Here is a 25,293-nt window from a genome sequence, read left to right as displayed (position 1 = left end):
AGGCGAGCCCCTGGTTTTTGGCCTCACTTGCCCCAAATTCCGGCGGCCAGGAACCGTTTCCCGCGGGCCGAAGATGATTCCTTGGCGCTGGGAATGATATTCCGGGGCTCCCCCAAACTCTCCGGGGGCTCCCCGAAAGGTTTTCAGGGGACGCAGAAATACTTCCGGGGCGCCCCGGAACATTTTCAGGGGCCGCTGAAACTCTCTGGGGGCCCCCGAAACCTTTTCAGGGGGCGTAGAAACTCTCCGGGGGTGCCCCCAAATCCTTTCGGGGCCCCCTGAAACGGGGTTGTGGCAATGGACGGCGGCGGGATAGGTGGCCACAAAACCTTCCAAAGTGCGCCTTTTAGCTTCTTTGGCTATGGTTTCGGGACTTTTATGGGTCGCCACAGCACTTTTTGAGGTCGCCACAGCACTTTTTGAGGTCGGTGCACGGTTTTTGCAGGTTGGTCCACGGGTTTTGCAGGTCGGTGGATGGTTTTTGCAGGTCGGTGGACGGGTTTCGCAGGTTGGTGGACGGTTTTTGCAGGTTGGTGGACGGGTTTTGCAGGTCTGTGCACGGTTTTTGCAGGTTGGTGGACGGGTTTTGCAGGTTGGTGGACGGGTTTTGCAGGTCGGTGCACGGGTTTTGCAGGTCGGTGCACAGGTTTTGCAGGTCGGTGCACAGGTTTTGCAGGTCGGTGCACAGGTTTTGGAGGTCGGTGCACGGCTGGGAGGCCAAATATACCCCGGAGTGCCCTTTTTGGCCGTTTCGGCGATGGTTTTGGGACTTTTAGGAACCACTACAGCACTTTTTTGGGTCCAATCCGCCCGTCTGAGGGCCAATGGGGGCGTCCAAAGCCGTTTCCAGGGGGCGAAAACATTTTACATTTTTAGCTTACCATGCTCATACCAGGAGGAACTGAAGCAGGAAGTAAAATAGTAAAAGCCCTACGACGATGGAACGGCTGGCCTGGAGGTGGTGTGTGTGGCGTGCGACTATAAAACCAGTGTGAGTCTGGAGGGCAAATCCAAATATAGCCTGATCCCTCGGTATTCGGGGTTCGAGAAAACCTCCATGTACTTGCATGAAGCCATTGGTTGGTACGCCTATCGCCTCAAGGGATATATCAAGAACTAAACTCACCATAAAATTGTTCGTTCCATTATTCACGATTGCCACCAGCCGGTTCACTGCGGCTGTTGCATTCTCGTTTTCGATGCGGTTGCCCTATTTTCTTCATTGCCATCGTTGGGTTGGTCGCATACAACCTCGTCCATGAAATACGCCATACCATCGTGCTGTTCGTGGATGTTCACATGCGCCGCCTCGCTGGGAATCAGCCAGGTCATTGCCTTCACCGCCGTTCCACCTGCTGGATATCAAGCCATATTTAACGGCCAGGACCTGAGTGGCTGGTGGGGTGCCACCACCGAGGATCCTCGCAAATACCTGGCGCTCTCGCCGGAAGACTTCAAACAGAAGCACGATGCCAGCCTGCCCGACATCCAAGCGCACTGGCGCGTGGAAAACGAGGAGCTGATCAATGACGGCAAAGGATTGTACCTCACCACCGATAAAAACTACCGCGATTTCGAACTGCTGCTGGATTACCGCACGGTCCCCAAGGCGGATAGCGGCATCTACTTGAAAGGCACGCCACAGGTGCAAATCTGGGATTATACCGAGCAGGCGAAATTCAAGCTCGGCGCCGATAAAGGTTCCGGCGGCCTGTGGAATAATCGCGCCGGCTCGCCCGGCAAAGATCCGGCGGTGCTCGCTGATAAACCGTTTGGCGAATGGAATCATTTCAAGGTGGTGCAACTCGGCACCCGCACTTGGGTCTGGCTGAATGATAAGCAGGTGGTGGAGAACGCCATCCATGAGAATTATTACGACAAGGCGCGCGTGATTCCGCTGCCGCCTGAAGGTCCGCTGCAACTTCAAACGCACGGTGGAGAAATCCGGTGGCGCAACGTGTTTGTGCATGAACCATCCGCCGAGGAGGCCAACGCCATGTTGCGCGGCAAAGACCCCGAAGGGTTTGAGCCGATCTTCAACGGCAAGGACTTTACCGGTTGGGACGGCCCGATTGACAATTACGAAGTCAAAGACGGAGCCATTGTCTGCAAGCCGAAGAAGGGCGGCACCATCTTCACCAAGGAAGAGTATTCGGATTTCATTGTCCGCCTTGAAATTAACCTGCCGCCCGGCGGCAACAACGGCCTGGCCATCCGCTATCCCGGCCAGGGCGATACTGCTTATGTGGGCATGTGTGAAATCCAAGTGCTGGACGACAATTATGAAAAGGCCCGCAATGCCAAGATAGACCCGCGCCAAGCGCATGGCTCCGCCTACGGCATGGTGGCGGCCCAACGCGGTTACCACCGGCCCAACGGTCAATGGAATTACGAGGAGGTGACGGTGGTAGGCTCCAAGATCAAGGTGGAACTGAATGGCACGGTGATTCTCGATTGCGACCTCTCCAAGGTTACTGAATACATGGGAAATCATCCGCACCCGGGCAAGGATCGGACGCAGGGCTTCTTTGGGTTTGCGGGTCACAACGATCCGGTCATGTTTCGCAATATCTCCATTAAGAAGTTGAAGTAAACCTGCGCTTGCGCCGTCTCATTAACATTGGATAGACGCCTTATGAAGAAAACATTTACCGCTCACCGTCGCGAGTTCCTCAAGCAACTCACGCTGGCCGGCATTGCCGCGCCCTTTATCACGAGCGATCTGCTGGCGCAATCACCCAACAGCATTCTGCGCCACGCCAGCTTTGGCGCGGCGGGGATGGCGGGTTCGGATATCAGCAGCTTTGGCGCGGCCAAATTCCTCAAGCTGGTGGCAGTGGCGGAAGTGGACACCACCCGGGTGGCCAAGCTGAAAGAACGCTTACCGGACGTGAAGGTGTATCAGGACTGGCGCGAACTGCTGGACAAGGAGGCGAAGAATCTGGATTCCGTCAACGTCTCAACCCCGGACCACATGCATGGCCCGATTGCCATGTCGGCCCTGCAAGCGGGCAAACATGTGTACTGCCAAAAGCCGCTGGCTCACGACATTTACGAAGTCCGGCAACTCACCCGAGTCGCGAAAGAAAAAAAGCTGGTCTCCCAGATGGGGATTCAAATCCATTCTGATACTTCGTATCGCATGGCGGTGAAATTCGTGCAGGAAGGGGTGATCGGCAAAATCAAGGAAGTCCACGCCTTCAGTGACAAGAAATGGGGCGATCTGCTACCGCGTCCCGATAAGACCGACCCAATACCCGACGGTTTTGATTGGAACCTGTGGCTGGGAGTGTGCGCGGAGCGCCCGTTTATTGGCACCGGTTATTATCATCCAAGCAATTGGCGCAAACGCCTGGACTTTGGCACCGGCACGTTTGGCGACATGGGCTGCCACATCTATGATCCCGTTTTCAACGCGCTGGCGTTGACTTCACCGTTATCGGTGCGCTCCGAGGGGCTTGTGCCCAATGCGCATAACTGGGCCACGGATGCGGTCATTCATTATGTATTCCCAGGCACTCCGTTCACTGAGGAAAAGACCGTGAAGGTGACTTGGTACGATGGCGGACAACGTCCACCCGCCGAGGTGCAAGCCCTGCTGCCAGCAGACCGAAAACTGCCGGGTCAAGGCTCGGTTTTCATCGGCACCAAAGGGGCCATGCTGCTGCCGCACATCGCGAAGCCGGAACTCTACCCGGACACCACCTATAAAGACTTTCAATACCCAAAACTGGAACCGCAGAACCATTACGTCCAGTTTGCCGAAGCCTGCACGGGCAAGGGCAAGACCTCGGCTGGTTTTGATTATTCCGGTCCCTTGACGGAAGCAGTGCTGTTGGGTGGCGTAGCGACCCGTTTCCCCAAGACCACGCTGGAATGGGACGGCGCGCATCTCAAATTCACCAACTTGGCCGATGCCAACCAATACATTCGCCGCACGTATCGCAAAGGTTGGGAAATCAAGGGGCTCTCTTAAGCTCACAGTTCACGCAGCGGCATTTAACCACGTTTCCGCATGAGTGAAACCAATCACGCATCCACCCGGCAGGCGGTCCAGACGCCTGCTTTTTCCCATACCATCACGTTTCGGGTGCGTTACAGCGAGACGGACCAGATGGGCACCTTCTATAACTCCCGCCCCTTGGAATGGTTCGAGGTGGGACGCACGGAATTACTGCGGCAGCTCGGCATCCCGTACACGGAGATGGAAACGCGTGGTGCCTTTCTGCCGCTGGTGGAATCCCACGTAGAATATCTGGGGCGCGCCCGATATGATGACCCGCTGCGCATGACTTGCACCATGACCATTGAGGGGCGGGCACGACTACGTTGCGACGTGGAGATTGTCCACGCTGAGACCGGCAAGAAGGTGACGCGCGGCTACACGATCCACGCGTTCACCGATCCTGTCGGCAAGCCGATTCGCCCGCCCGGTTGGTTCCTGGGCGTGCTGCAAGCCTAACCAGTCTTAACGTAGCGGAATCCGATACAGCGCCACGGAGTATCCCGGGGCCGACACTTGGTTCTTCGCAATCTTCACCCGCGATTCCTTGATGATCACACCGGGGGGCTTGCCGGGCTCGTTGAAACTTTGCGGGTCTGAATTTTGAATCAGCCATTGTTGAACCTTATCCGTATTGAACGCCGTCAAATCCAGCGCCAGCGTTTCGGCGGTCGCGGTGGGATTCACCACCGCCACGGTGATGGCCTTAAAATCAGCGGTCCACGCGGCGGAGACGTCCAGGTTACCCGTGGGTTGGGAAAGCTCGATGGGCACCGACCCAAAGTGCTGCCGATATAACTTTAGCACCAAGCCGGTAGTCTCGAACGCGGCGGCGGAGCGGGTGGTCTTGATGCAGCCAATGACATTAACCGTCTGAGCGTAATTGGCCATGAAGTAGAGGTCGCTGTTACGGAAGTATTCATGCAGCCCCATGGCGACGCCCAGTCCATCCTTGTGGTAATACCGGCAACCCAACTCACCATAGATATAATTGCCGTACCAAAAATTCCACTCATCCATGGCAATGCGGATATTCTTGCCCTTCAACTCCGGGATGGAATTGCGATACTCGCGATGGGCGGTAGCCACGCGCTGAATGGATTTGGCCAGTTGTTTGGTGTGCTCCTGGACATCCGGCTTCTCCTTGCAATAGATATGCTCGCTGATCAGGTCCATGTGGCCGGCGCAGACGGTAAACATCGTCTTGGTCCAATCACCGGCGGCCCCAACGCCCACCAGCTTGATCTGGGGATCCACTTTCCACATGGCTTCCGCCACCTGGTTGTGTTTCTTGACATATTCTGCCATTGGCATGTGGCCCAACTGCCATTTGCCGTACATCTCATTTCCCACCGCCCACCATTTAATATGGTACGGGGCGGAATGCCCGTTCTTGGCGCGCAATTTGCCCATCGGCGTCGCTGTAGTTCCGTTACAATACTCGACCTCGGCGGCCACTTCCTCGACGGTGCCCAAGCCGGTGTTCACGGCCACATACGGCTCCGTCTTCAATAGCGCCATCAATTCCATGTATTCATGAATCCCCACGTCATTATGCTCCACGCCTTTCCAAGCAGGATTTTTACGCGGCGGACGCTGATCGCGATTGCCGATGCCGTCCCGCCAATTGTACCCGCTCACAAAGTTGCCACCCGGCCAGCGATACACCGGCGAGTTTAATTCCTTCAGCAACGCAATTACATCCCGACGCCAACCTTGAATATTATCCGAAGGCATCAAGGAAACCGTCCCAATCTTAAAGGATCCTTTGCCCTTGCTGACGATTTCCAGCCGGGTGTTTTCACTGTTGGTCCCTACGGAGAACTCAATTTCGTAGGTCTTAAAACCGGGAGTCAGATGGGCGATTTTCTGCTCATGCACTGCGCCCTTATCAGAAACCAGGCGCACCAGGATGGGTGCCGCCGTGGCATCCCCGGCGAGAATGATTCGCCCTTCGTACTTATGGCCCTTGAGAACGGACAACCCTTCCTGAGAAATCCCGGCGAGTTTGCCGTCGCAGTGGATCAGCGGCGTTTGTTGCCCTACGTACGGCTTGTTCGTGTCCATTGCCACGGTCCCCGGCGCGCCAATCACTTTCCAAGGCGAGCCATTGAGGAACCGAAATTCCCCCGCGTTCCATTGCTTGTCGCTATCTGTACCCCAAGGATTGTAGGTGTCGGTGATGGGGTAATAAAACTTGCGATCCTCCAGTATTTCGGCCCAGATGCCGCCGTAGATGCAGCGGCCCAGATGCTCAATAAACTGGCCGTAGATGTACGGGCTGATCGGTGTGTTCACCTTGCCCGTGTTCAGTTTGACCGGCTCACCAGCGGTGAGTTGGCCCGCCATGACGACCAGGCTGGCCGCCGTTGCTACAAGGTATCTGGTATTAATTTTCATATTCACAATATCGTTGATCGGGCGCGAATAAAGCAAATTACGCCCAAAATGCAAACTTTCTTTGCAGGTTTTTCACGCGCGAAAACGGAGTTTACTCCACTTTTAGAGTCCCAACAAAGTCCAGAGCCACCACGCTGGAAATGGCATCGGGCGCTTTGTCCGGGAGTGTGACGATGAGGTCATTGCCGTCCGCCTTGGTCTTCACCTTTTTGCCGGTCGCGAGCAGACGGGCTTTTTTTACCTCATTGCGCAAGCTGGGGACAACGAGCCGGCCATCCGCCGGCCAATCGAACACGTGTAAGTAGAGTGTCCCGCCCTTCGCTGTCAGTTTCTTGGTGCAACGGCCCCAAGTCAGATTCGGAAACGGACTGGCGGTAGTGGCATAGATGGCTTCCCCGTTCGCCTTCATCCAGGCACCGATGCTGCGCAGGGATTTTACACTTTCCTCCGGCACACTGCCGTCGCCCTTGGGGCCAATGTTCAGCAGATAATTTCCCCCCTTGCTGGCGATATCCACGAGGTTGCGGATTAAGGTCTCGTCGGACTTCCAAGCGTGGTCATGCTCGCTGTAACCCCAAGTGGTGTTAAGCGTCATGCACGTTTCCCAATCCACGCCAGGCATTCCCGTCGGCGGGATATGCTGCTCGGGCGTCAAAAAATCGCCATATTGCAGTTCCAGCTTGGGAATGGTGGAGGCCGTGCCCATGCCCGTCCAGCCAGCCTCGGGAATGCGGAAGAGCCGGTTGTTCATGACGGTCTGCGGCAGCTTGCTGCGCACGAGTTTGATCAGATCGGTTGAGCGCCACGCCTCATCGCCCTGAAAATCCTGGGCGCTATAGTCCCACCAGATTACATCCACCGGGCCATAATTGGAAACCAGCTCGTTCACTTGGGCGTGGAGATAATCGAGATACTTTTCATGGTTCCGCTCGCCGTTGGGATACGGCTGGCCCTTGAGCGGATGCGGCAGTTGTTTGGATTTGGCGTAGGCATATTGGTCGTGATGCCAATCAATTACTGAATGATAAAAACCCACTCGCAGCCCCTCGGCGCGCACGGCCTCCACGATTTCCTTTGCCAAGTCCCGGTGCAACACCGCGCCGGCGTTGTAATCGCCCGCCTTGGACGCAAACAGGCCAAAGCCATCGTGATGCTTTGTCGTGAACACGACATAACGACAACCCACCTCCTTGGCGAGACGGGCCCACTCGCGAGCAAAGGCGGGCGTGGGCTTAAAGAGCGGAATCGCCTTCTGCGCGTATGTATCCGTGTCGGCCTTGACCCGCTGTTGTATCCATTCCATGCCGCCTTTGGTCGCCACCGGCTTGCCGTCCCAAGTACCCGCCAGCCCCGAGTAAAGCCCCCAGTGAACGAACATCCCGAAACGTGCCTCGCGCCACCACTGCATCCGGGCGTCGTGTTGTTCCGGGGGTTCCTGCGCCTTGAGCGGGTTCGTGGCGGATAACACGGCGGCCAGCGCGAAAGTTAGAATGAACTTGGTGTGTTTCATGGTAATTTCTTCGGTATTCAGTTTTCGTGGTTCGGGTTTACTTCTTCATTGCTCACAACTTCCAGGGTGCCCGCAAGGGCCGTGTCATCATGGCGTTGGCCGCTTCGTCATTTTCAAAGCGCTCGGCTTTCGGGTCCCAGCGCAGTTTTCGCCCGAGCCGGAGGGCGATATTCGCGATGTGGCAGACGGTCGCGACACGATGTCCGATATCCACCGGGAAGTAAGGATCCTTACGGCTCTTGAAACAATCCAAGAAATCCCGGTGTTCCCCTTCCGGCTGGGTGAACAAATGCAGTTCATTCGGTCCAATGACCGAGTTCAGAATTTCGGGCGAACTGGCCTCCACCGGCTTGCGCCAACCAGTGTTCCCCACCCACCCGTCCGTACCGATGAATTTAATGCTGGGGTTGCCCGGTTTGCAGGTCATCACCACCCCGTTGGCATAACGGTAGGTCACATCATAGTCTTTCACCGTATTATAAAGCCCGCCCTCCCAATGTGTACCAGTGCCTTCCACCTCCACGGGACCACTATGTTCCGTATCATTCCCCCATTGCGCGGTATCAAACAAATGCGTGCCCCAGTCGCAGATAATGCCGCCGGAATAATCCCAAATCCAACGGAAATTAAAATGTACCCGATCCTTGGTATAGGGCGCGAAGGGGGCGGGGCCCAGCCACATCTCATAATCCAGTTCTGGGGGGACGGGTTGGGGCGTGGGATCGCCGGGCTTGGTTGGTTGCTTGGGCAGCATGACCTCGATGCGCTGCAACTTGCCGATCCTGCCGTTGCGGACGAGTTCCGCCATGCGATGATACATGGGCAATGAGCGATCTTCCGTGCTGGTCTGGAAAATCTTCTTGTGCTTCCGGACGGTATCAATCAGCACCTTGCCCTCGCCAATCGTCAACGTTGGTTTCTCGCACTGCACATCCTTGCCGGCGCGCACCGCCATAACACTGATGAGCGTATGCCAGTGGTCCGGCGTGGAAATCATCACCGCGTCAATATCCTTGCGGGCGAGCACCTCGCGAAAATCGGTGGTTGTGGCGCAATCCTTGTTCTTGTACGCCGCATCCACCTTCTCCTTGGCAAACTCCATGTGTTCGCGATCCACATCGCACACAATCGGCACCCGGGCGTCGGGCAGCTTAAGATATTTCGCCAAATTCCAATTCGTACCATGACTGCCAGTGCCAATGAAGCCGACCTGGATACGGTTGCTGGGTGCCACCGCTCCCTCCGCCCCGAGTACGCGGGCGGGAATGATGGTGGGCAGCTCCATCAACAACGTTCCGAAGGCGGCGGTTTTAAAAAAGGAACGGCGGCTGGCCAATGGTTTGGATAATATCATATTCAGATCAATTGAAGCGGCACCGGACGGGGAGACAACGCGGTCCGGCGCTCCCAAGAGTGCGCGCACGCGGTTCTGTTTTGCCAGTGTCATGACGCAAGCCTAAACCAATAAGGCGGCAATGTCGCCAGAAAAATTTATGCAATGAGCGTGCGGGGCCTTGCGAACAATGGGGAATATTCAATCATGGGAATGGGCAGGTCGGGGCGTGGGTGTGCGCTTACGGCCTCATGGTGGATACCCCCTCACTTTGGCGGTTTCTGGGGAGATGGGACTCCGCCGACATTTGAACCTGAACCACTTAATCCTGCTCCCGAGTTCAGGGTGTTGCGCGGACGACCTCAACTCGCTTGCGCAAGGCTGGGATTACTTCGGATTCAAACCATGGGTGCAGCTTGAACCAACGCAGGTTGCGCGGGCTGGGATGTGGTAATGGGAAAAATGCGGGTAAATATTCCTGATAACTGGCCACCGTTTCTGCCAGGGATTGTTTGGTGGCACCTGGTAAATAGTAGGCTTGCGCGTAACTGCCGATTAGCAGGGTCAGTTTGATATTGGGCAAGGCCGCCCGCAACCGAGGATGCCAGCAGGGGGCGCACTCGGGACGCGGCGGCAGATCACCGCCTGACCCTTTTCCCGGGTAACAAAATCCGGTGGGGATGATTGCGATTCGGGTTTCATCATAAAACTCTTCCCGCGACATTTGCAACCAGGCGCGCAGCCGGTCTCCCGAGGGATCGTTCCAGGGAATCCCCGTCTCATGAACCCGGGTGCCAGGTGCCTGACCGACAATCATCAGCCGTGCGGTCACAGCAGCACGCAGCACCGGACGCGGCGGAAACGGGAGCTGCGCCGCGCAGAGGCGGCACGACCGGACTTCTTGCAATAATTGTGCCAAGGCTTCCATGGCGGTTAGATTGCCCGGCTTTGACTTATATTTGAAGCGATATTTACCAAACCTGAATTCCGCGCTACAGTGGCGGCATGTTTAAGTTGGTTGCACCATACGAGCCGGCGGGAGATCAGCCGCAGGCGATTGCCAAACTCACGGAGGGACTCCTCTCCGGAGCCCGGCATCACACACTGTTGGGCGTGACCGGGTCCGGCAAGACATACACGATTGCCAATGTCATCAAAACGTTGGACCGGCCCACACTGGTGATTTCGCACAACAAAACGCTGGCGGCGCAGTTGTACGCCGAGTTCAAGAGCTTCTTCCCGGAGAACGCCGTCGAATACTTCGTCAGCTACTTTGATTACTACCAGCCCGAGGCCTACATTCCGCGCACCGATACGTTTATTGAGAAGGATTCGAGCATCAACGAAGCGATCGAGCGGATGCGGCTGTCTACGATGAGTTCGCTGTTTGCGCGACGGGACGTGATTGTGGTGGCCAGCGTCTCCTGCATCTACGGCATCGGCAGCAAGGAAGATTACGAGGCGATGCTGATCCACCTGCATCCGGGGGAATCCATTACCCGCGAACAGTTGCTGTCACGCCTCGTGGATCTGCAATACACCCGGAACGACATTGAATTTGGGCGCGGCCAATTCCGGGTGCGGGGTGACACCATGGAGGTACGTCCTGCCGGCACCGACGACGGTTTGCGCATTGAGTTCTTTGGCGATGAAATTGAGCGGTTGACCCGGTTCGATCCACTCACCGGGCACGCCCTGGAACAACCGGCTTATGCTACCATCTTCCCCGCCAAACAATTTGTCGCGCCGGGAGACAAGTTGAAACGCGCCATCCTCTCCATCCGCGAGGAACTTACCGACCGCATCGCCTGGTTTGAAAAGCAGGGCAAACTAATCGAGGCGCAACGGATCAAGATGCGCACGGAGTATGACCTGGAGATGATGGAAGAAATGGGGTTCTGCTCCGGCATCGAAAACTATTCGCGCCACATTGCCGCCCGCCTATCTGGCTCGCGGCCCAGCACGTTGCTGGACTTCTTCCCCAAGGATTATCTGCTGGTCCTGGATGAATCGCACGTCACCGTTTCCCAGATCGGCGGCATGCACGCCGGCGACCGTTCGCGCAAAACGGTACTGGTGGATTACGGTTTCCGCCTGCCGAGCGCGTTGGATAACCGCCCGCTCAACTTCGAGGAATTCCAATCCTTGCAAGGCCAGACGGTGTACGTTAGCGCCACCCCGGCTGAGCGGGAACTGGCGTGGTCGCAAGGCCGGGTGGTGGAACTGATCGTGCGGCCCACCGGATTGGTGGATCCGAAAGTCACGGTGAAGCCGTTAACCGGACAGATTGATGACCTGATCGAGGAAGCCCGCAAGCGGGTGGAACTCAAAGAACGGGTGCTGGTCACCACACTCACCAAGCGCACCGCGGAAGAGCTTACGGATTACCTGCGCGGCATCGGCATCAACGTGCGGTATTTGCACAGCGAAATTGACGCGCTTGAACGCGTGGAAATCCTGCGCGGGCTGCGCAAGGGGGAGTTCGATGTGCTGGTCGGCATCAACCTGCTGCGCGAAGGGCTGGACCTGCCGGAGGTCTCGCTGGTGGCCATCCTGGACGCCGACAAGGAGGGGTATTTGCGCTCCGCCACGAGCCTGATCCAGACGGCGGGCCGCGCCGCGCGCCATCTCAACGGCGAAGTGATCCTCTACGCCGACGTGATGACGCAGAGCATCCAGAAATTCATCGCGGTTTCCGATTATCGCCGGAAGCGCCAGGTGGCGTACAACCTGGAGCACCACATCACCCCGCGCAGCGTCATCCGCGCGCTGGAGGAAAGCCTGTCGTCGCATCATCAAACCCAGGAAGAGGCAGACAGTGTTTTGCGGGAAGCCACTGGCGACTTGGACATGACGGAAACGATCAACGAGTTGGAAACGGAGATGTTGTCAGCCGCCAATAACTTGGAATTTGAGAAAGCCGCTCTGCTCCGCGACCAGATTCGCGAACTGAAACGCGGCATGGGCGGCGCACCAGCCTCTCCCACCCCGATGCGCTACCCCAAAGCAAAGCCGACACGGCGCCAGGCTTCTCGCAAGTCGTGATTTGGATTGAGATTCTTCACCGGATGCCGTTAGCTTTCCCCATGCGTTGGCGCAACGGCACAGTCGGAACCCGCTGGATGATGACGGCATTCGTAATGATTGCCGCCATGATCGCGCTTCCCTTGCCTGGCGCTGAACCAGTCAGCGTGCCTGCCGACCTGGCCACCAGTCTGACCAACACCGTGATCGAGGTCAGCAAACGCAAAGCGGCGCTGCTGGCCCTCATCAAGACGCCAGCGGGAGCAGACCAGGTGTTGCAGATGGCCGATACCGATTTGTTCCCCGTGGACCTGCGCATGACCGCCACTTTGGAATTCACCTACAATGTTCCTGCCGACCTCAAACAGAAAGCCGCTGCGATCCTGCCGCCTTACCTCACCCAGAACTCCGTTCCCTTGCCCCCGCTGGCCACGTTGCTGAAAATGAAAGGCGACGCCTTCAACGGTGCCAAAGTGTACATGCGTCCCGATGCGAATTGCATCAACTGCCATCTCACCAGTGGACGCGGCGTGGAAATCGGGCCGGACCTTTCGGATGCGGGGCTGCGGCTCAGCCGCGAAGAACTCTTTGAAAACATCCTCGAACCCAACGCCACCATCTCCCCCGGCTTTGAGGCGTGGCAATTAACGCTTAAGAATGGCGATGACGTCTATGGCATCCTCGCGGGCGAAACCGCCGCCGAAGTCACCCTGAAAGACCACAAAGGCGCGCTCTCCCAATACAAACTGAGCGATATCACCAAGCGACAAAAGCTCAGGGTGTCCATCATGCCCATGCTCTTGCAACAAGTGCTCACCGTGCAGGAATTGGTGGACCTCGTGGAATACATGTCCACCCTGAAAACACCGGTGAAGAAGAAAAACTAGGCGGTATATCTCACGGCTAGCGTAAAACACCCTCACCAGGTGGCCGTTGGGTTGCGCGCTGCGGATTTATTGGTTTAATCCGGAGTAAGTCTATTGCGGGGCGATGGCGGGCATCATCCCGGTTTGGCGCGCAAAATTAAACAGGCCGCCGGCATCCACCACCGGGCGCACCTCGCCCAAGGGTTTGAACGAATAGACTTTGCCCGTGTCTTGGACGGTAACGGTGGCGGCGTCCAGATTCACGGTGACGACCTGGCCGGTCTTGAGTACTTCACACAAACGATCTACGCTTTCACACGGATACAACTCGCCGGTGGCGACACAATTGCGGAAAAAGATGCGGGCAAAACTTTCGGCGAGGACCACATGGCATCCGGCCGAACCTAAGGCGATGGGGGCGTGTTCCCGGGAACTGCCACAGCCAAAATTGCGCCCGGCGATGACGATTGGGTAGTCAGTATCCAGTTGGCCTTCTTTGATGAAGCGCACCGGGTATAACGACTCCGGCAGCCCGCAGAGGGCAAAGCTGCCCAATTTCTCGTATTCCTCGGCGATGGTGGGCACGAGGTTAAGATATTGAGCCGGGATGATTTGATCCGTATCAATATTATCCCGCACGACATAGACGGCTCCGGTAAACACACTTTTCATGGGGCTAATTTGTACGGACTGGGCGACTTTTTCAACCTGAAAATATGATGTGGTATGGATTGGCCAATCCGTCGCCGATCATATTGCGAGAAAACCGGCCCGAATTCGGGCGAGGATTTCATCCGCGATGGCAAGGGAGGCGGTGGCGGCGGGACTGGGGGCGTTGAGCACATGCAGGGCGCCCGGTTTTTTGATGAATTGAAAATCCTCAACCAACGAGCCGTCTGGTCGCATCGCTTGGGCGCGCACGCCAGCACCACCGGGTTTCAGGTCTTCCGGCTGAATTTCCGGCACCAACCGTTGCAGGGCGGTGGCAAACCGATGCGAACTGAAGGACTGGCGCAGTTCCTGCCAGCACATGCCGGAATGCCGCCTGGCAAAACGCCAAAATCCGGCAAAACCGAGGGTGTCTGCCAGGTCGTACACGTTGACCTGGGATTTACGGTAACCTTCGCGGGCAAAGGCGAGCACGGCGTTGGGGCCGGCTTCGATCCCGCCGTGAATTAAGCGGGTGAAGTGGACTCCCAGAAAAGGAAATTTAGGATTTGGCACCGGGTAGATCAGGTGCCGCACCAGATGCTGACGGTCCGCCCGCAATTGATAGTACTCGCCGCGAAAAGGGATGATCCGGGTATCGCGGGGTTCACCCGCCATTTGACTGACCCGGTCACAGTACAGTCCAGCCGTGTTCACGATGAAATCGCACGCCTCGTCTCCGCTGGTGGAATGCACGATCCATTGTTGGCCATGGCGTTCCAGCCGGTTGACCCGCCATCCGGTCAAAACCCGATGGCCGGACTGTCGCAGTTGGGCGGTCAGGACTTCGACGGCTTTCGCGTAATCCACAATGCCTTCCTCCGGCACCAGAATGGCGGCGACCCCGCGCGCGTGCGGTTCTCGTTCGCGAATTTCATCGGGCCCCAAAAGTCGCAACCCGCGCAGGCCATTGGCGGTACCGCGCTCGAATAATCCCGGGAGCAAGGCGAGTTCGGCGGCATCCACCGCTAGTACCAGTTTGCCACATTGCTCGTAAGGCACGGCATTCGTCTGGCAAAAATCCAACATTTGCCGCAAACCGGAAACGGCCAGGCGGGCTTTGGCGGAACCCGGTTTGTAATAAAGACCGGCATGTAGCACCCCGCTATTATGCGTGCTCTGATGCTGTCCCGGTGCCGACTCTTTCTCGAACACCACCACGCGCACTGAGGGGGCGTGCTTGGCCAGCTTGTGGGCCGTGGCTAGTCCCACCAGCCCGGCGCCGATGATGCCGATGGTCTGGCTCACTGCGGAATAGCCATTTTTGAGAGGATTTTCGCTTCCAAATCCTGAGCGGCATTATGACCTGACGCTCGGAGTTTGGTTTGGAACGCGGCGACTTCGACCAAACGGGCGAGATCGCGGCCTGGACGCACCGGAATGGTGATGTGCGGTACTTTAATGCCTAGAATTTCCACGAAGTCTTCCTGCATTCCCAAGCGATCAATGTCCGGCACTTCCTCCCAGTTACGGAGGGTGACCACCAAGTCCACGCGCTTTTTGTCGCGGATGGCTTTGACGCCGAACATGGAGGCCACATTGATGATGCCAATGCCGCGCACTTCCATGTGGTTGCGCGTGACTTCGGAGCAGGTACCGAAAATTTCGCGGCCATCCAGCACGGTCAATTTGGTAATATCATCCGCCACCAGACTGTACCCGCGCTCGATGAGGGCGAGGACGCTTTCGCTTTTGCCGATGCCGCTTTCGCCTTTGATGATGACGCCGACGCCCAGAATGTCCACCATACTGCCCATTTCACTGCCGCGTGGGGCAAAGTGCCATTCGAGGGCCAAGGTGGCCTGGTTGATGAATCTGACCGTGGGCATCGGGCATTTGAAAATGGGCACGCGATGTGCCTCGGCAAGTTCCAAAAACGCGCGTTCGGGATTCAGATTGCGGGAAAACACCAGGCATGGCATACGGAAACCGAACATGCGGCGATAGATGGCGAGGCGTTCTTCCGGCGGACGGGATTTGAGATAAGCGGTTTCCGCACTGCCAATGACCTGCACGCGTTTGAACGAGAAAAATTTCATGAACCCTGCCAGCACCAGCCCGGGGCGGTTGACGGTGGGTTCCTGGATGATTCGCTTGAGCCCTTTCTCGCCAGCAATAAGTTTGAGGCCAAGGTCTTCGGAGTGCGTCCGGTAAAAATGCTCCACCGTGACTTTCTGAGAGTTGCCTTGCGACGCTGAAAAAAAGGCGGGGTTCGATTCCATGTTGGCTCCTTGGGATTACAGGTTGAATTCCGGCCCCAGATATATTTCCCGGGCCTTGGGATCGTTCACCAGGAACTCGGCATCGCCCTCGCAGATGACCTGTCCCTTGTGAATCAGATAGGCGCGATCCACCAGTTTCAAGGTCTCGCGCACGCTGTGGTCGGTGATCAGAATGCCCAAGCCGCGATCCCGGAGGCGGCGGACAATCTTTTGCACCTCGTACACGGCAATGGGGTCAATGCCGGCAAACGGTTCATCCAGCAGCAGCAGTTTGGGGCTAGTGACCAACGCACGGGTGATTTCCAGCCGGCGTTTTTCACCGCCGCTCAATTGGTAGGCGTAGCTCTTGGCCAGCGGGGTGAGGTCCAATTCATCCAGCAAATATTTCAACCTTACCTGTTGTTCCTGGGCATTGATCTTGAGTACTTCCAGGATGGCCAGGATATTCTGTTCCACAGTCAGTTTGCGGAAGACCGATGGTTCCTGAGTGAGGTAACCAATGCCCAACCGCGCTCGTTTGTGCATCGGCAATGCACTGATGTCCTGATCTTGGTACAGGACGCGCCCTTCATCCGGACGCACTACACCGACCACCATGTTGAACGTCGTGGTTTTGCCAGCACCGTTGGGGCCAAGCAAGCCCACTACCTCACCCGCCTTGACTTGGATGGAAACCCCGTCCACCACGCGCCGTTGGCGGTAGCTTTTGACCAGTTTATCGGTAATAATGAGGTCCATGGCGTTCAGTAGTAGCGGGAATTTACGGGAATACGATGGAATTCTTCACGGGCAGGGGCCCGCCGGGAGTGATCCGGTAGGGGCCGCGCCCTCTGAATTTGTTGGAGAGCCGATTCCAGAAAAGCTGTTCCGCGCCGTCAATGTGGATGATTTGCGGTGGTCCGTTGGTTTTCGTGTTGGCAGTTTCCACCAAGGTTACGCTGGGATGACCTTTGAGTTCCATCTCGTTATCCGCACTGTTGAAGGTGATCATCTGACCGGAGGCACGGCTCGGTCCTTGTTCAAGGAACACTTGGTCTTCGGCAATCACCCGGTCAATATGGTTCGACACGTCCAGGGTCAGGGAGGCGGTTTCACAACGCATTTTGAGGGGAGGCCCTTTACGGGTGACGCCTTGTTCCAAATGAACGTTTTGCCGGGCGGTGACGCGATCAATGCGGTTGCTCGCGGCCATGGTCAGGTCCAACTGCCCGGATTGCAAACGCCAGAGGAACGGACCGTTGGTGCCGAGTTGAACCACCCGAACATTCTGTTCCGCGTGGACGTCTTCAATTTGCTGATCCGTGCCGGGTTTGAGATGCAGGGTGGCCCGGTCGCAATCCATGCTCCAAAGACCATTGGCGGTCGGCTTTAACTGTTCCAAGTGCAAGTTATTTTCGGCAATGATGCTGTCCAAGTGTCCATCCTTTTCATTGCCCAACGCGGTGGCGCGGTCACAGGTGAGTTTCCAGGGGTTGCCGTTGGTGATGGAAATCGGCTCCAGTTGCACGCCCTGTTCCGCGATGAGCCGTTCGAGGCGGTTGGTCGGCCCAACCGTTTTTACGCTCAATTGACCGGTGGCCATACGCCACTGATCGTCCTGGGCGGTGACGTGGTCGTGGAAATTGAACTGTCCGTTCTGGAACTCGTAGCGGGCGGACTTGATTTCCAGGAAACGCGCCCGGTTGGTTTTGAGATTGGTGTCGGTGGTGGTTTTGGTGGCGGCTTGCCGCAATTGAATGGCGGCGTTGCCATCGCCTTTAAAGCTGTTTTTCCCCTGATCAAATATCAGGGTGTTGGCCTGGCCACTGGCGGCGGGGGTTTTCCAGCGTCCGTTGCCGGTCAGGGTCACCACGCTGTTGCTGCCGATGGTTTGCAGAATCGCGTGATCGGCGCTGGCCCGATTGGTGCCTTGCACAATGCTGACTTCCTTAACGGCCACGATTTCAAGGTTGCGCGTTCCGGCGGGGGGAAGTTTGGCTATCAAGGAATCGGCAAATATTTCCACCGGTTCATTGGTGCTGCCGTGTTGCGTGGGGAACCAGGCGGTGGTGTTGGTGCCGCCTAAGCTTGGACGCAGTTTGGTGTACGTGGCGTCGTAAGCTTCAAATCGGTTTTGTTTGCGGTCCAGCACCAGGCGTTCTCCCTTGCCTTCGGCCTGTTCGGTTTCCCAGCGGGCCAGGCCGGTTACCACCACCAGTTCGTTGGTGGCGGAATAGACGGCTCGGGTGCCGGTGACCCGGCTGGTGCCCTCTTCGATGACCACATTTTCCTCACTGATGATGGTTTGCACGCCGCCACCGCCCCCGGGCGGCAGTTGAATACCCATGGTGGCGCTGGAAAGTTTGAACGGGCGTGGCGTCGCGCTGTTGTTGGTCAGTTCGCGCACCTGCACGCCGCCGGTATAATTCACATAGGATTTGCGGCTATCAAAATCAAACCGGCCCGCACGGATTTCCAAGTCCTGCTTGGCCAAGCCGGACAGGGCGTTGGTCTGACCACTGGTCTGACGGATCAAGGTTTTCACCGCATTGGAGATGATCAGATGCTGGTCGGCCTGCTTCCATTCAAAGCCTTCACCGGTAATGGCCAACTGGCCATTGGCGGAACGGGCAGAAATCGCGGTAGATGATTGCGCCACTTTATGGGCATAATCGTAGAGGCAGACGGGCGCTTCCACAATCCAAGTAGTTTTTTCATCCTCGCCCAGCACCTCAATCTTTAATTTGGATACCAGCCACAGGGTGACGGATTTCGCCTCGGCACTTTCGCCGGAGAGCAGCGAACGTTTGCGATTCTGCGCGTCATATTCCGGCACCAGAAAGCCGCCCTTGACCTTGCCCACGGCGGGTTGCGCGTGAACGCCGGGAGGCATTATCAGGCACAGAATGATCGTAGCCGTCGAGATAAGGAGACGGAACCAGGTGATTGCGGATTGCGGATTGTGGATTGCGGAATTGCCCGCCGCTTTGCCATGGCAGCGGCACGGTGCGGACGTAATGCGAGCAACCTGCTTCATGCGGAGTAATGCTGCACAAATGCGTCCCATTTGCCTTGCGCTTTCAAGATCAGTTCGATGACTTCCCGTACCGCTCCGTATCCACCAGCCAGGCGCGTGACATAGTGAGAGATGCGCTTCGCGTCTTCCATCCCGTCCGGCACGCACGCCGCAACGCCCGCGCGTTTCAACGCGCCGAGGTCCACAATATCATCCCCCATGTAGCAGACCTCCGCCCAGGTGCAGCCGGTTTCTTTCAGGATTTTCTCGATGGCCTCCACTTTGCTGCCTTTATCCTGGTACAGGAAATCCACCTTCAGCTCATGCGCCCGCTTGGTGGTGGCGGAGGAGGGCCGGGCGGAAAACCAGCCGACCTGCAAGCCCGCTTCCCGCGCCATGCGGACGCCGATGCCGTCCATGACGTGGAATTGTTTGATCTCATGGCCGTCGCTGACCAGCACGGTGCCATCGGTCAGGATGCCATCCACGTCACACAATAACAGGCGCACCTTTTTCAGGCGCTGCGTCAAATCTTTGGGGTCAGACATAATTGCAAACAATAAAGACGGACTTCGCTGAAGGCTAATTCAGCGCTTTTTTCAATTTCAACAACCGTTTCAGCACGGCGGGCATCTCGGCCAGCGGGATCATGTTCGGGCCATCGCTCAGGGCCTGGTCCGGGTTCGGGTGCGTCTCAATGAACACCCCATCCGCCCCGGCGGTCACCGCGCACGCCGCCAACAGGGGCGCAAACTCCCGCTGCCCCGCCGAGCGATCCCCGCCGCCGCCCGGCAACTGCACCGAATGCGTGGCATCAAACACCACCGGCCAGCCGGAACGTTTCAGGATCGGAATGGAGCGCATGTCCGACACCAGGTTATTATACCCAAACGTCGTGCCGCGCTCGGTGAGGATCAGGCGCTTGCCGCCCGCCGCCTTGGCCTTCTCAGCCACCTGGAACATCTCCTGCGGCGAAAGGAACTGCCCTTTCTTCAAATTGACAATCTTGCCGGTGGCCACCGCCGTGGCGATCAAATCCGTCTGGCGGCAAAGGAACGCGGGGATTTGCAGGATGTCCACCACCTCCGCCGCCGCGCGGGCCTGCTCCTCGGTGTGGACATCGGTGAGAATGGGCAGCGCCAAATCCCGCCGGATTTTGGCGAGGATTTCCAGCCCGGCAGCCAGGCCGGGGCCGCGATACGACTTGCCGGACGTGCGGTTGGCCTTGTCGTAACTGGCCTTGAACACATAGGGGATGCCGAGCGCCGCGCAGGTTTTCTTCAAACTGCGCGCCACGGTCAGGCAGACCGCCTCATTCTCGATCACGCACGGGCCAGCGATCAAAAACAAGCCGCGCCGCGCCGTGAGCCGCTTCCATAACTGATCAACGGAATTAGACACACCGAAGTTGTACCAGCGGAAAGTGCGCTTGTAAATAAGCGCTCACGTTTTTTGCAGCCCCCGTAACCGTCGAGGTAGGGGACGGATAACTCGGGAATCTGAAACCCGCAATTGCTGGTGGTCCGCTTCCTCACCTCAGCGGCTACGCAAACGGAGCAGGAGGGGCGGGGACGAAATTCGCAAGGCGGCAGAAATCAGAACTCCAGCGTCGGGCACGGCGTCGCCTGGGATGCCACCGTGATCTTGACGTGCCCCGCCTTTTCTCCGAGCAACTTCTCATTCACCACGCGATGCGCCAATTCCGGGCTATTGCAGTCCCGGCTTAAGTGGCCCAGATAAAGTTGCTTCAGCGCGCCGCTCACGATCTCCGCCGCCGCCGCCGCTGCCGATTCATTGGAGAGATGCCCGTGCCGGCTCAGGATGCGCTGCTTCAAACTCCAGGGGCGGTGCAGATTTTCCTGCAACAACTTCACATCGTGGTTCGCCTCCAGCACCAGCACGTTCGCGGGGCGCACCCGTTCAATGACCAGCTTGGTGGCATGACCCAAATCCGTCAGGAAACCAAGGTTACCCGCGACCGTGCGCAACAGGAACCCCACCGGGTCCATGGCGTCATGCGGAATGCTGAACGTCTCCACCTGCACATCGCCCAGCTCAAACCCGGCGCCCGTGTCAAACAAGCGGAACTCCAGGGGCGCGGGCAACTCCAACTGGCGCTCAATCGCCTCGCGCGTCAGCCGGTTGCAATAAACCGGGATGCGCAACTTGGCCGCCAAGGTGGCCAGCCCTTGAATATGATCCCCGTGTTCATGCGTGATCAAAATGCCCTGCACCAACTCCGGCGTGCGCCCGATCCCGGCCAAACGCTGGCGGATTTGACGCCCGCTCAAACCGGCGTCAATCAACAAGCGGGTTTCCGGCGTCTCCAGATACGCACAATTGCCGCTGGAACCGCTGCCCAAGATGGTGAACTGCACAGACACGCGCCCACGTTAGAAACCAGCGCCCCCAAGCGCAATGAATAAATGCAGCCAACCGCTTAAGTTATGGCCTGCGGGAGGGGCAATGAGGATGAGGTGGGATTGGAGAGTGATATTGTGAGTGTGCCGTTCGGTGGGTGAAATCCAAAGCGGTGTCGGCATCCGCCCTGTCACCCCCGGATTTTGCCACCGCAGTCCAAATTTCGCGGGTACCCAATTTGGGAGTGCGTGCGGCAAGGTGGGGTGGAGGGGCCGCGACGCCGCTTTGGTGGCCGCTGCGCCCAACGGGCTGATGTTCAAAAACCGTCTTGGCAACCATTCTGCCAATCCGCCGGGTCTGGTTTGCTTGGGCATGGGCCTTCAGATCAACGCCGACTTTTCCCAATTGGCGCTTGACGGGGAGCCTTGGGAAATTACTGAATAAGACCCATGAAAGAAACCGAACCCGCTGCGCCCGCGAACGCCTCCCGCGTCTCCCGCCTGGCCCGCGCCAGCCTGATACTGGGGGTTGGCAGTATCGTATTACTTGGTGCCCCATATATGCTACATAGCTTTGGCCTGAGCGGGTCATGGCTGGGGGTGCTGCTGGATCTGTCCTTTGTGGTTGGTCTGGCAGCGGTCGTGCTGGCGGAGGTTGCGGCCTACCGGATTCGCCGGTCCCCCGAACCAATGGAAGGCCGGGCCCATGCGCGGGTTGGCTACTGGGTAGGGTTGCTAACCGTATGCCTGGTATTCCTCGCGTATCACCCCCAACTGTTCCCGGTTCAATCCCACGATCACTACAAATGCCAATGCATCAATAACCTGCGCCAGCTTGACGGGTCCAAGGAACAATGGGCGCTCGAAAATCACAAGACCGGCAAGGATACGCCCGCCATGACCGATCTCGTCGGCACCGATAAATACGTGAAATGGTCGCTCAATTGCCCCCAGGGCGGAATCTACATGCTGAATAACATGACCAACAAACCCACCTGCACCATCAGCGGTCACACGTTGGAGTGAGGGGTGCCCAATGTTCCCACTTGGCGCTTGACGGGGAGCCTTGGGAAATTACTGAATAGGACCCATGAAAGAAACCGAACCCGCTGCGCCCGCGAACGCTTCCCGCATCAGCCGTCTGGCCCGGCTCAGCAAAGAGCTGGGGATCGGCAGTTTGATCGCGCTCGGGATCGCGTGCATCCTGCCAAAATTGGTTACACTGTACGATGTTCGGTGGGTGTTGTATATTATCCCGTTCCTCCTGTCGCTTGTGGCTGGCTTGGCGGCGGTTGTGTTAGCCCGCGTCGCGGTCTATCGGATTCGAAGTTCGCCCGAACCGGTTTCAGGCCGCGCCAACGCATTCACTGGTTTCTGGACGGGTGCCACCAGTATCGCCGTGATCGTAGGCTTGGGTTACCTTTTTTACACCCGACCTCGGTATCACGTAAGTCGCAGTTCATGCTATAATAACTTGCGCCAACTCGATGGCGCGAAGGAACAATGGGCGCTCGAATACCGCAAGACCACCAATGATACTCCGGCCATGACCGATCTCATCGGTTACACCAATTATATTAAGGTGCTTCCCAGTTGTCCGGCTAACGGAACTTACATACTGAATCGCCTCGGCGTGAAGCCGAGGTGCACCTTCAGCGGCCACACGTTGGAGTGAGGGGTGCCGTCCCCCCAAACACCCCGTTTTTGACCCAAAACCCTCGATTCGGGGTCCAAAACCCCCGTTTTTGGCAAAAATAGCCTTGTTCCACCCCATGAGACACGTGTTCCATGGGCCGAGACACGTGTTCCATGGGCTGAGACACATGTTCCATGGGCTGAGACACATGTTCCATGGGCTGAGACACATGTTCCATGGGCCGAGACACGTGTTCCACGCCATGGAAGCTTGTCTCATCCGGCGGAACACATGTCCCAACCGGTGAGACATGTGTCTCACGCGGCCAGACACATGTTCCATGCCCCGGAACTTTGTTCCATCCCATGGAACACGTGTTCCGCCGCTCGGAACAAAGTGCCCAACCCCCCGTTTTCGGCTTCATTCTGCAAGCCCTCCGGGTTTGGTTTGCGGGCACCTCACGAACCGGCACCGGGCAGGCGGTAGCAGGTGATGCCTTTGCGGCCGCGCAGCAGGAGTTTGCCATCCGCAATCGCCGGGGAGGGGCAGCCCAGCACGCGGATGTTCGCCTTGGCCAGTTCGGTCCGCTTCTCGGGCGAGGGCTTGAGCATGATGATCTTGGAGCCGCCGCTGGTGACCAGGAAGATTTTGCCATCGGCACAGGCCGGGGAGGTGATGGAGGAGCCGCCGGATTTTTCTTTCCACCGTTGCTGGCCGGTCAGGAGGTCGAGGCAGAAGTGCTGGTTGTCATCCATCAGGTACACGTGCCCGCCCAGGATGAGCGGGCTGGATTGGGAGCGCAGCGGGTTGTACGGGGTGTTCCAGAGTTTGGTGAAGCCGTCGGCGGCCAACCGGCCCGCGAGGATGCCGATTTTGGGATCGCCGGTTTGCACGGCCAGCAGGTCTTGCGCGATGGCCGGGGTGCAGTCGCCGCCCGCCGGGGTGGTCCAGCGCAGCGCGCCGGTCTGGGCGTCCACGGCGGCCAGCACGCCGCGCCCCTGGCAGAGGATGAGGGTTTGGTCGCCGGTCTGCCACGCCACGGGGGAGGAGTTGCCGCCGCCCGCCTTGGGCTGGGTCCAGAGGGGTTGGCCGGTCGCGGCGTCCAGGGCGGTGAGTTTGCCGGCGTTCAGGATGAGCGCGCCCGCCACCGCCAGCGGCGAGGCGGCCGGGCCTTTGGCGGGCAGGGGAGCGGACCATAGGAGTTTGCCGCTCGCGGCGTCCACGGCGTAGGCGTGCGTGCTGCCCAGCGCGTACACCCGGCCATCCGCCACGCAGGGCGTGCTGGAGGCCGTGCGCCCGACGGCTTCGCCGGGGGAGGAGCATTTCCAGAGGGTCTTGCCGGTGGCGAGGTCCAGGCTGATGACGACGTCTTCGGCGACTTTCATGGTGGGCGGCACGGCGGCGAGGATTTCCTTGGTGACTTTCTCGCCGAAGTTCTGTTCGGTGAGCCAGGCCACCAGCGCGGCCTGGTCGGGGAAGCGCTTTTTGGAAACGGTCAAGAGGCGGTCGTACACTTCCAGGGGGATGGCGTCGCCGCGCCGGTCAAACCGGGTGCGGACGTAGCCGCCGGAGGTTTGTTGCTTGTGGCTGTCGAGGTTGCTGGCGATCCAGTCGTTGACGTATTTGTTGAACGCTTCGCCGGTCAGGCTGGGGTCCAGCGACTGGCGGTCGTGCTCCATCTTGGCGACGGTTTCCTTGGGCCAGCCGGCGACGGATTGGTAGCCGATCTGGCGCAGGACCAGGTCATCAATGGCGCGGGTCTCGGTCGGCGTGTCGGTATGCCAGACAATCGCGGCATACACGCGTCCGCCGGCGGCCACCACGCTGCCGTGCCCGCCATCGTCATCGGCGGGAATCATTTCGCTGTCCCACAGTTTGGCGAGGCCGGTGGCGGGCCATTGCTCGGCCAGGGGCGGGCTGTCGGCTTGGATGCCGTTGCGCGCCGGGCCGCGCCATTGGGGCCAATCCGCCGCCCAGGCGCTGCTGGCCAGGGCGAGACCGGCGGTGAGGAGTGCGGTGGCGAACGGCCAGGAATGCTTGGGTGTCATATTCAGGTTGCGGGTTCGGGGGATCACTTGCCGGTGGGCGCGAGTTTTGCTTTCAGCCAGCGGATGAGTTGGGGTTTGTATTCCAGGTTCTTCTTATCCCAGCCGCCGATGCCGTGGCTGCCGTTGGTGACCACCACTAGCAGCCTGTCGGACTTAACAATGCGGATTTTTTGCAGGTTTTTGAATAA

At 58.1% G+C, this 25,293-nt stretch carries 21 protein-coding genes; 7 read left to right on the top strand and 14 right to left on the bottom strand.

Features of this window, described 5'->3' with window-relative positions; genetic code table 11:
• Positions 1-376: 376 nt before the first annotated feature.
• A complete protein-coding gene (locus tag WCO56_10705; protein ID MEI7730033.1) occupies positions 377-721 on the bottom strand; it encodes a hypothetical protein in 345 nt (114 codons plus the stop codon).
• Between the two features lie 537 nt (positions 722-1,258).
• On the opposite strand from WCO56_10705, the gene WCO56_10700 reads away from it, so the two are divergent.
• From WCO56_10700 to WCO56_10690, 3 genes are read left to right on the top strand one after another with little or no spacing between them, the layout of a single operon-like run.
• Entirely contained in the window at positions 1,259-2,593 is a 1,335-nt protein-coding gene (locus WCO56_10700; protein MEI7730032.1) for a DUF1080 domain-containing protein, read from the top strand.
• A gap of 42 nt (positions 2,594-2,635) precedes the next feature.
• The gene (locus tag WCO56_10695) at positions 2,636-3,976 is read left to right on the top strand and encodes a Gfo/Idh/MocA family oxidoreductase (GenBank protein MEI7730031.1); all 1,341 of its coding nucleotides are present in this window, start codon (positions 2,636-2,638) and stop codon (positions 3,974-3,976) included.
• A gap of 39 nt (positions 3,977-4,015) precedes the next feature.
• On the top strand, positions 4,016-4,462 hold the full coding sequence (locus WCO56_10690; protein MEI7730030.1) for a thioesterase family protein: 447 nt from the start codon (positions 4,016-4,018) through the stop codon (positions 4,460-4,462).
• A 6-nt stretch (positions 4,463-4,468) separates the two neighbouring features.
• On the opposite strand, the gene WCO56_10685 is transcribed toward WCO56_10690, so the two are convergent.
• The 4 genes from WCO56_10685 to WCO56_10670 form a co-directional block, all read right to left on the bottom strand.
• Positions 4,469-6,403 carry an alpha-L-arabinofuranosidase C-terminal domain-containing protein gene (locus WCO56_10685; protein ID MEI7730029.1) on the bottom strand — a complete coding sequence of 645 codons (1,935 nt, stop codon included), beginning with the start codon at positions 6,401-6,403 and terminating at the stop codon, positions 4,469-4,471.
• Between the two features lie 91 nt (positions 6,404-6,494).
• Positions 6,495-7,913 (bottom strand): alpha-L-fucosidase, encoded by a 1,419-nt coding sequence (locus WCO56_10680; GenBank protein MEI7730028.1) that lies wholly within the window; start codon positions 7,911-7,913, stop codon positions 6,495-6,497.
• Between the two features lie 52 nt (positions 7,914-7,965).
• Positions 7,966-9,360: a Gfo/Idh/MocA family oxidoreductase gene (locus WCO56_10675; GenBank protein MEI7730027.1), complete on the bottom strand. Its 1,395-nt coding sequence runs from the start codon at positions 9,358-9,360 to the stop codon at positions 7,966-7,968.
• 226 nt (positions 9,361-9,586) lie between these two features.
• Positions 9,587-10,174, bottom strand: a complete 588-nt coding sequence (locus WCO56_10670) for a uracil-DNA glycosylase family protein (GenBank protein ID MEI7730026.1) — start codon at positions 10,172-10,174, stop codon at positions 9,587-9,589.
• Between the two features lie 77 nt (positions 10,175-10,251).
• On the opposite strand from WCO56_10670, the gene uvrB reads away from it, so the two are divergent.
• On the top strand, positions 10,252-12,291 hold the full coding sequence (gene uvrB / locus WCO56_10665) for an excinuclease ABC subunit UvrB (GenBank protein MEI7730025.1): 2,040 nt from the start codon (positions 10,252-10,254) through the stop codon (positions 12,289-12,291).
• Positions 12,292-12,368: 77 nt separating this feature from the next.
• Positions 12,369-13,157: a c-type cytochrome gene (locus WCO56_10660; protein ID MEI7730024.1), complete on the top strand. Its 789-nt coding sequence runs from the start codon at positions 12,369-12,371 to the stop codon at positions 13,155-13,157.
• A gap of 90 nt (positions 13,158-13,247) precedes the next feature.
• Here WCO56_10660 and WCO56_10655 read toward each other — a convergent pair whose 3' ends face one another.
• The 8 genes from WCO56_10655 to WCO56_10620 all read right to left on the bottom strand — a co-directional run bounded on the left by WCO56_10655 (position 13,248) and on the right by WCO56_10620 (position 21,439).
• Positions 13,248-13,808 (bottom strand): 3-isopropylmalate dehydratase, encoded by a 561-nt coding sequence (locus WCO56_10655; GenBank protein ID MEI7730023.1) that lies wholly within the window; start codon positions 13,806-13,808, stop codon positions 13,248-13,250.
• 78 nt (positions 13,809-13,886) lie between these two features.
• Positions 13,887-15,092, bottom strand: a complete 1,206-nt coding sequence (gene lhgO / locus WCO56_10650; GenBank protein ID MEI7730022.1) for an L-2-hydroxyglutarate oxidase — start codon at positions 15,090-15,092, stop codon at positions 13,887-13,889.
• Positions 15,089-16,066, bottom strand: coding sequence for an HPr(Ser) kinase/phosphatase (gene hprK, locus WCO56_10645; GenBank protein MEI7730021.1), 978 nt, complete (start codon positions 16,064-16,066; stop codon positions 15,089-15,091). Before hprK ends, lhgO begins: the two co-directional genes overlap by 4 nt.
• 15 nt (positions 16,067-16,081) lie before the next feature.
• The gene (lptB, locus tag WCO56_10640) at positions 16,082-16,804 is read right to left on the bottom strand and encodes an LPS export ABC transporter ATP-binding protein (GenBank protein ID MEI7730020.1); all 723 of its coding nucleotides are present in this window, start codon (positions 16,802-16,804) and stop codon (positions 16,082-16,084) included.
• A 22-nt stretch (positions 16,805-16,826) separates the two neighbouring features.
• Positions 16,827-19,082, bottom strand: a complete 2,256-nt coding sequence (locus WCO56_10635) for a hypothetical protein (GenBank protein ID MEI7730019.1) — start codon at positions 19,080-19,082, stop codon at positions 16,827-16,829.
• Complete coding sequence (locus WCO56_10630) at positions 19,079-19,609, bottom strand: HAD hydrolase family protein (protein ID MEI7730018.1); 531 nt, start codon at positions 19,607-19,609, stop codon at positions 19,079-19,081. The genes WCO56_10635 and WCO56_10630 overlap by 4 nt, the downstream gene beginning before the upstream one ends.
• 34 nt (positions 19,610-19,643) lie before the next feature.
• Positions 19,644-20,462 carry a 3-deoxy-8-phosphooctulonate synthase gene (gene kdsA, locus WCO56_10625; protein ID MEI7730017.1) on the bottom strand — a complete coding sequence of 273 codons (819 nt, stop codon included), beginning with the start codon at positions 20,460-20,462 and terminating at the stop codon, positions 19,644-19,646.
• Between the two features lie 194 nt (positions 20,463-20,656).
• Positions 20,657-21,439 carry an MBL fold metallo-hydrolase gene (locus WCO56_10620; protein ID MEI7730016.1) on the bottom strand — a complete coding sequence of 261 codons (783 nt, stop codon included), beginning with the start codon at positions 21,437-21,439 and terminating at the stop codon, positions 20,657-20,659.
• Between the two features lie 432 nt (positions 21,440-21,871).
• On the opposite strand from WCO56_10620, the gene WCO56_10615 reads away from it, so the two are divergent.
• On the top strand, positions 21,872-22,447 hold the full coding sequence (locus tag WCO56_10615) for a hypothetical protein (GenBank protein ID MEI7730015.1): 576 nt from the start codon (positions 21,872-21,874) through the stop codon (positions 22,445-22,447).
• Between the two features lie 64 nt (positions 22,448-22,511).
• Entirely contained in the window at positions 22,512-23,096 is a 585-nt protein-coding gene (locus WCO56_10610; protein MEI7730014.1) for a hypothetical protein, read from the top strand.
• Positions 23,097-23,515: 419 nt separating this feature from the next.
• Here the strand turns inward: WCO56_10610 and WCO56_10605 are convergent, their stop codons facing one another.
• Positions 23,516-25,105 (bottom strand): PQQ-binding-like beta-propeller repeat protein, encoded by a 1,590-nt coding sequence (locus WCO56_10605; GenBank protein ID MEI7730013.1) that lies wholly within the window; start codon positions 25,103-25,105, stop codon positions 23,516-23,518.
• Between the last annotated feature and the right edge of the window lie 188 nt (positions 25,106-25,293).

The organism is Verrucomicrobiota bacterium (assembly GCA_037139415.1).
In the GTDB taxonomy this organism is placed as follows: Bacteria; Verrucomicrobiota; Verrucomicrobiia; order Limisphaerales; family Fontisphaeraceae; genus JBAXGN01.
Note: the sequence above shows the minus strand (reverse complement) of the source record. Positions and strands in the feature narration are given on the sequence as shown.

Bases quoted from the DNA above. Each gene is read 5' to 3' on its own strand.
- WCO56_10630 (MEI7730018.1), bottom strand. From the start codon at position 19,609: ATGTCTGACCCCAAAGATTTGACGCAGCGCCTGAAAAAGGTGCGCCTG.
- WCO56_10660 (MEI7730024.1), top strand. From the start codon at position 12,369: ATGATGACGGCATTCGTAATGATTGCCGCCATGATCGCGCTTCCCTTG.
- WCO56_10610 (MEI7730014.1), top strand. From the start codon at position 22,512: ATGAAAGAAACCGAACCCGCTGCGCCCGCGAACGCTTCCCGCATCAGC.
- uvrB (MEI7730025.1), top strand. From the start codon at position 10,252: ATGTTTAAGTTGGTTGCACCATACGAGCCGGCGGGAGATCAGCCGCAG.
- WCO56_10680 (MEI7730028.1), bottom strand. From the start codon at position 7,913: ATGAAACACACCAAGTTCATTCTAACTTTCGCGCTGGCCGCCGTGTTA.
- WCO56_10695 (MEI7730031.1), top strand. From the start codon at position 2,636: ATGAAGAAAACATTTACCGCTCACCGTCGCGAGTTCCTCAAGCAACTC.
- WCO56_10670 (MEI7730026.1), bottom strand. From the start codon at position 10,174: ATGGAAGCCTTGGCACAATTATTGCAAGAAGTCCGGTCGTGCCGCCTC.
- WCO56_10605 (MEI7730013.1), bottom strand. From the start codon at position 25,105: ATGACACCCAAGCATTCCTGGCCGTTCGCCACCGCACTCCTCACCGCC.
- lptB (MEI7730020.1), bottom strand. From the start codon at position 16,804: ATGGACCTCATTATTACCGATAAACTGGTCAAAAGCTACCGCCAACGG.
- WCO56_10690 (MEI7730030.1), top strand. From the start codon at position 4,016: ATGAGTGAAACCAATCACGCATCCACCCGGCAGGCGGTCCAGACGCCT.
- WCO56_10635 (MEI7730019.1), bottom strand. From the start codon at position 19,082: ATGAAGCAGGTTGCTCGCATTACGTCCGCACCGTGCCGCTGCCATGGC.
- WCO56_10700 (MEI7730032.1), top strand. From the start codon at position 1,259: ATGAAATACGCCATACCATCGTGCTGTTCGTGGATGTTCACATGCGCC.
- WCO56_10675 (MEI7730027.1), bottom strand. From the start codon at position 9,360: ATGACACTGGCAAAACAGAACCGCGTGCGCGCACTCTTGGGAGCGCCG.
- WCO56_10685 (MEI7730029.1), bottom strand. From the start codon at position 6,403: ATGAAAATTAATACCAGATACCTTGTAGCAACGGCGGCCAGCCTGGTC.
- WCO56_10615 (MEI7730015.1), top strand. From the start codon at position 21,872: ATGAAAGAAACCGAACCCGCTGCGCCCGCGAACGCCTCCCGCGTCTCC.
- hprK (MEI7730021.1), bottom strand. From the start codon at position 16,066: ATGGAATCGAACCCCGCCTTTTTTTCAGCGTCGCAAGGCAACTCTCAG.
- WCO56_10655 (MEI7730023.1), bottom strand. From the start codon at position 13,808: ATGAAAAGTGTGTTTACCGGAGCCGTCTATGTCGTGCGGGATAATATT.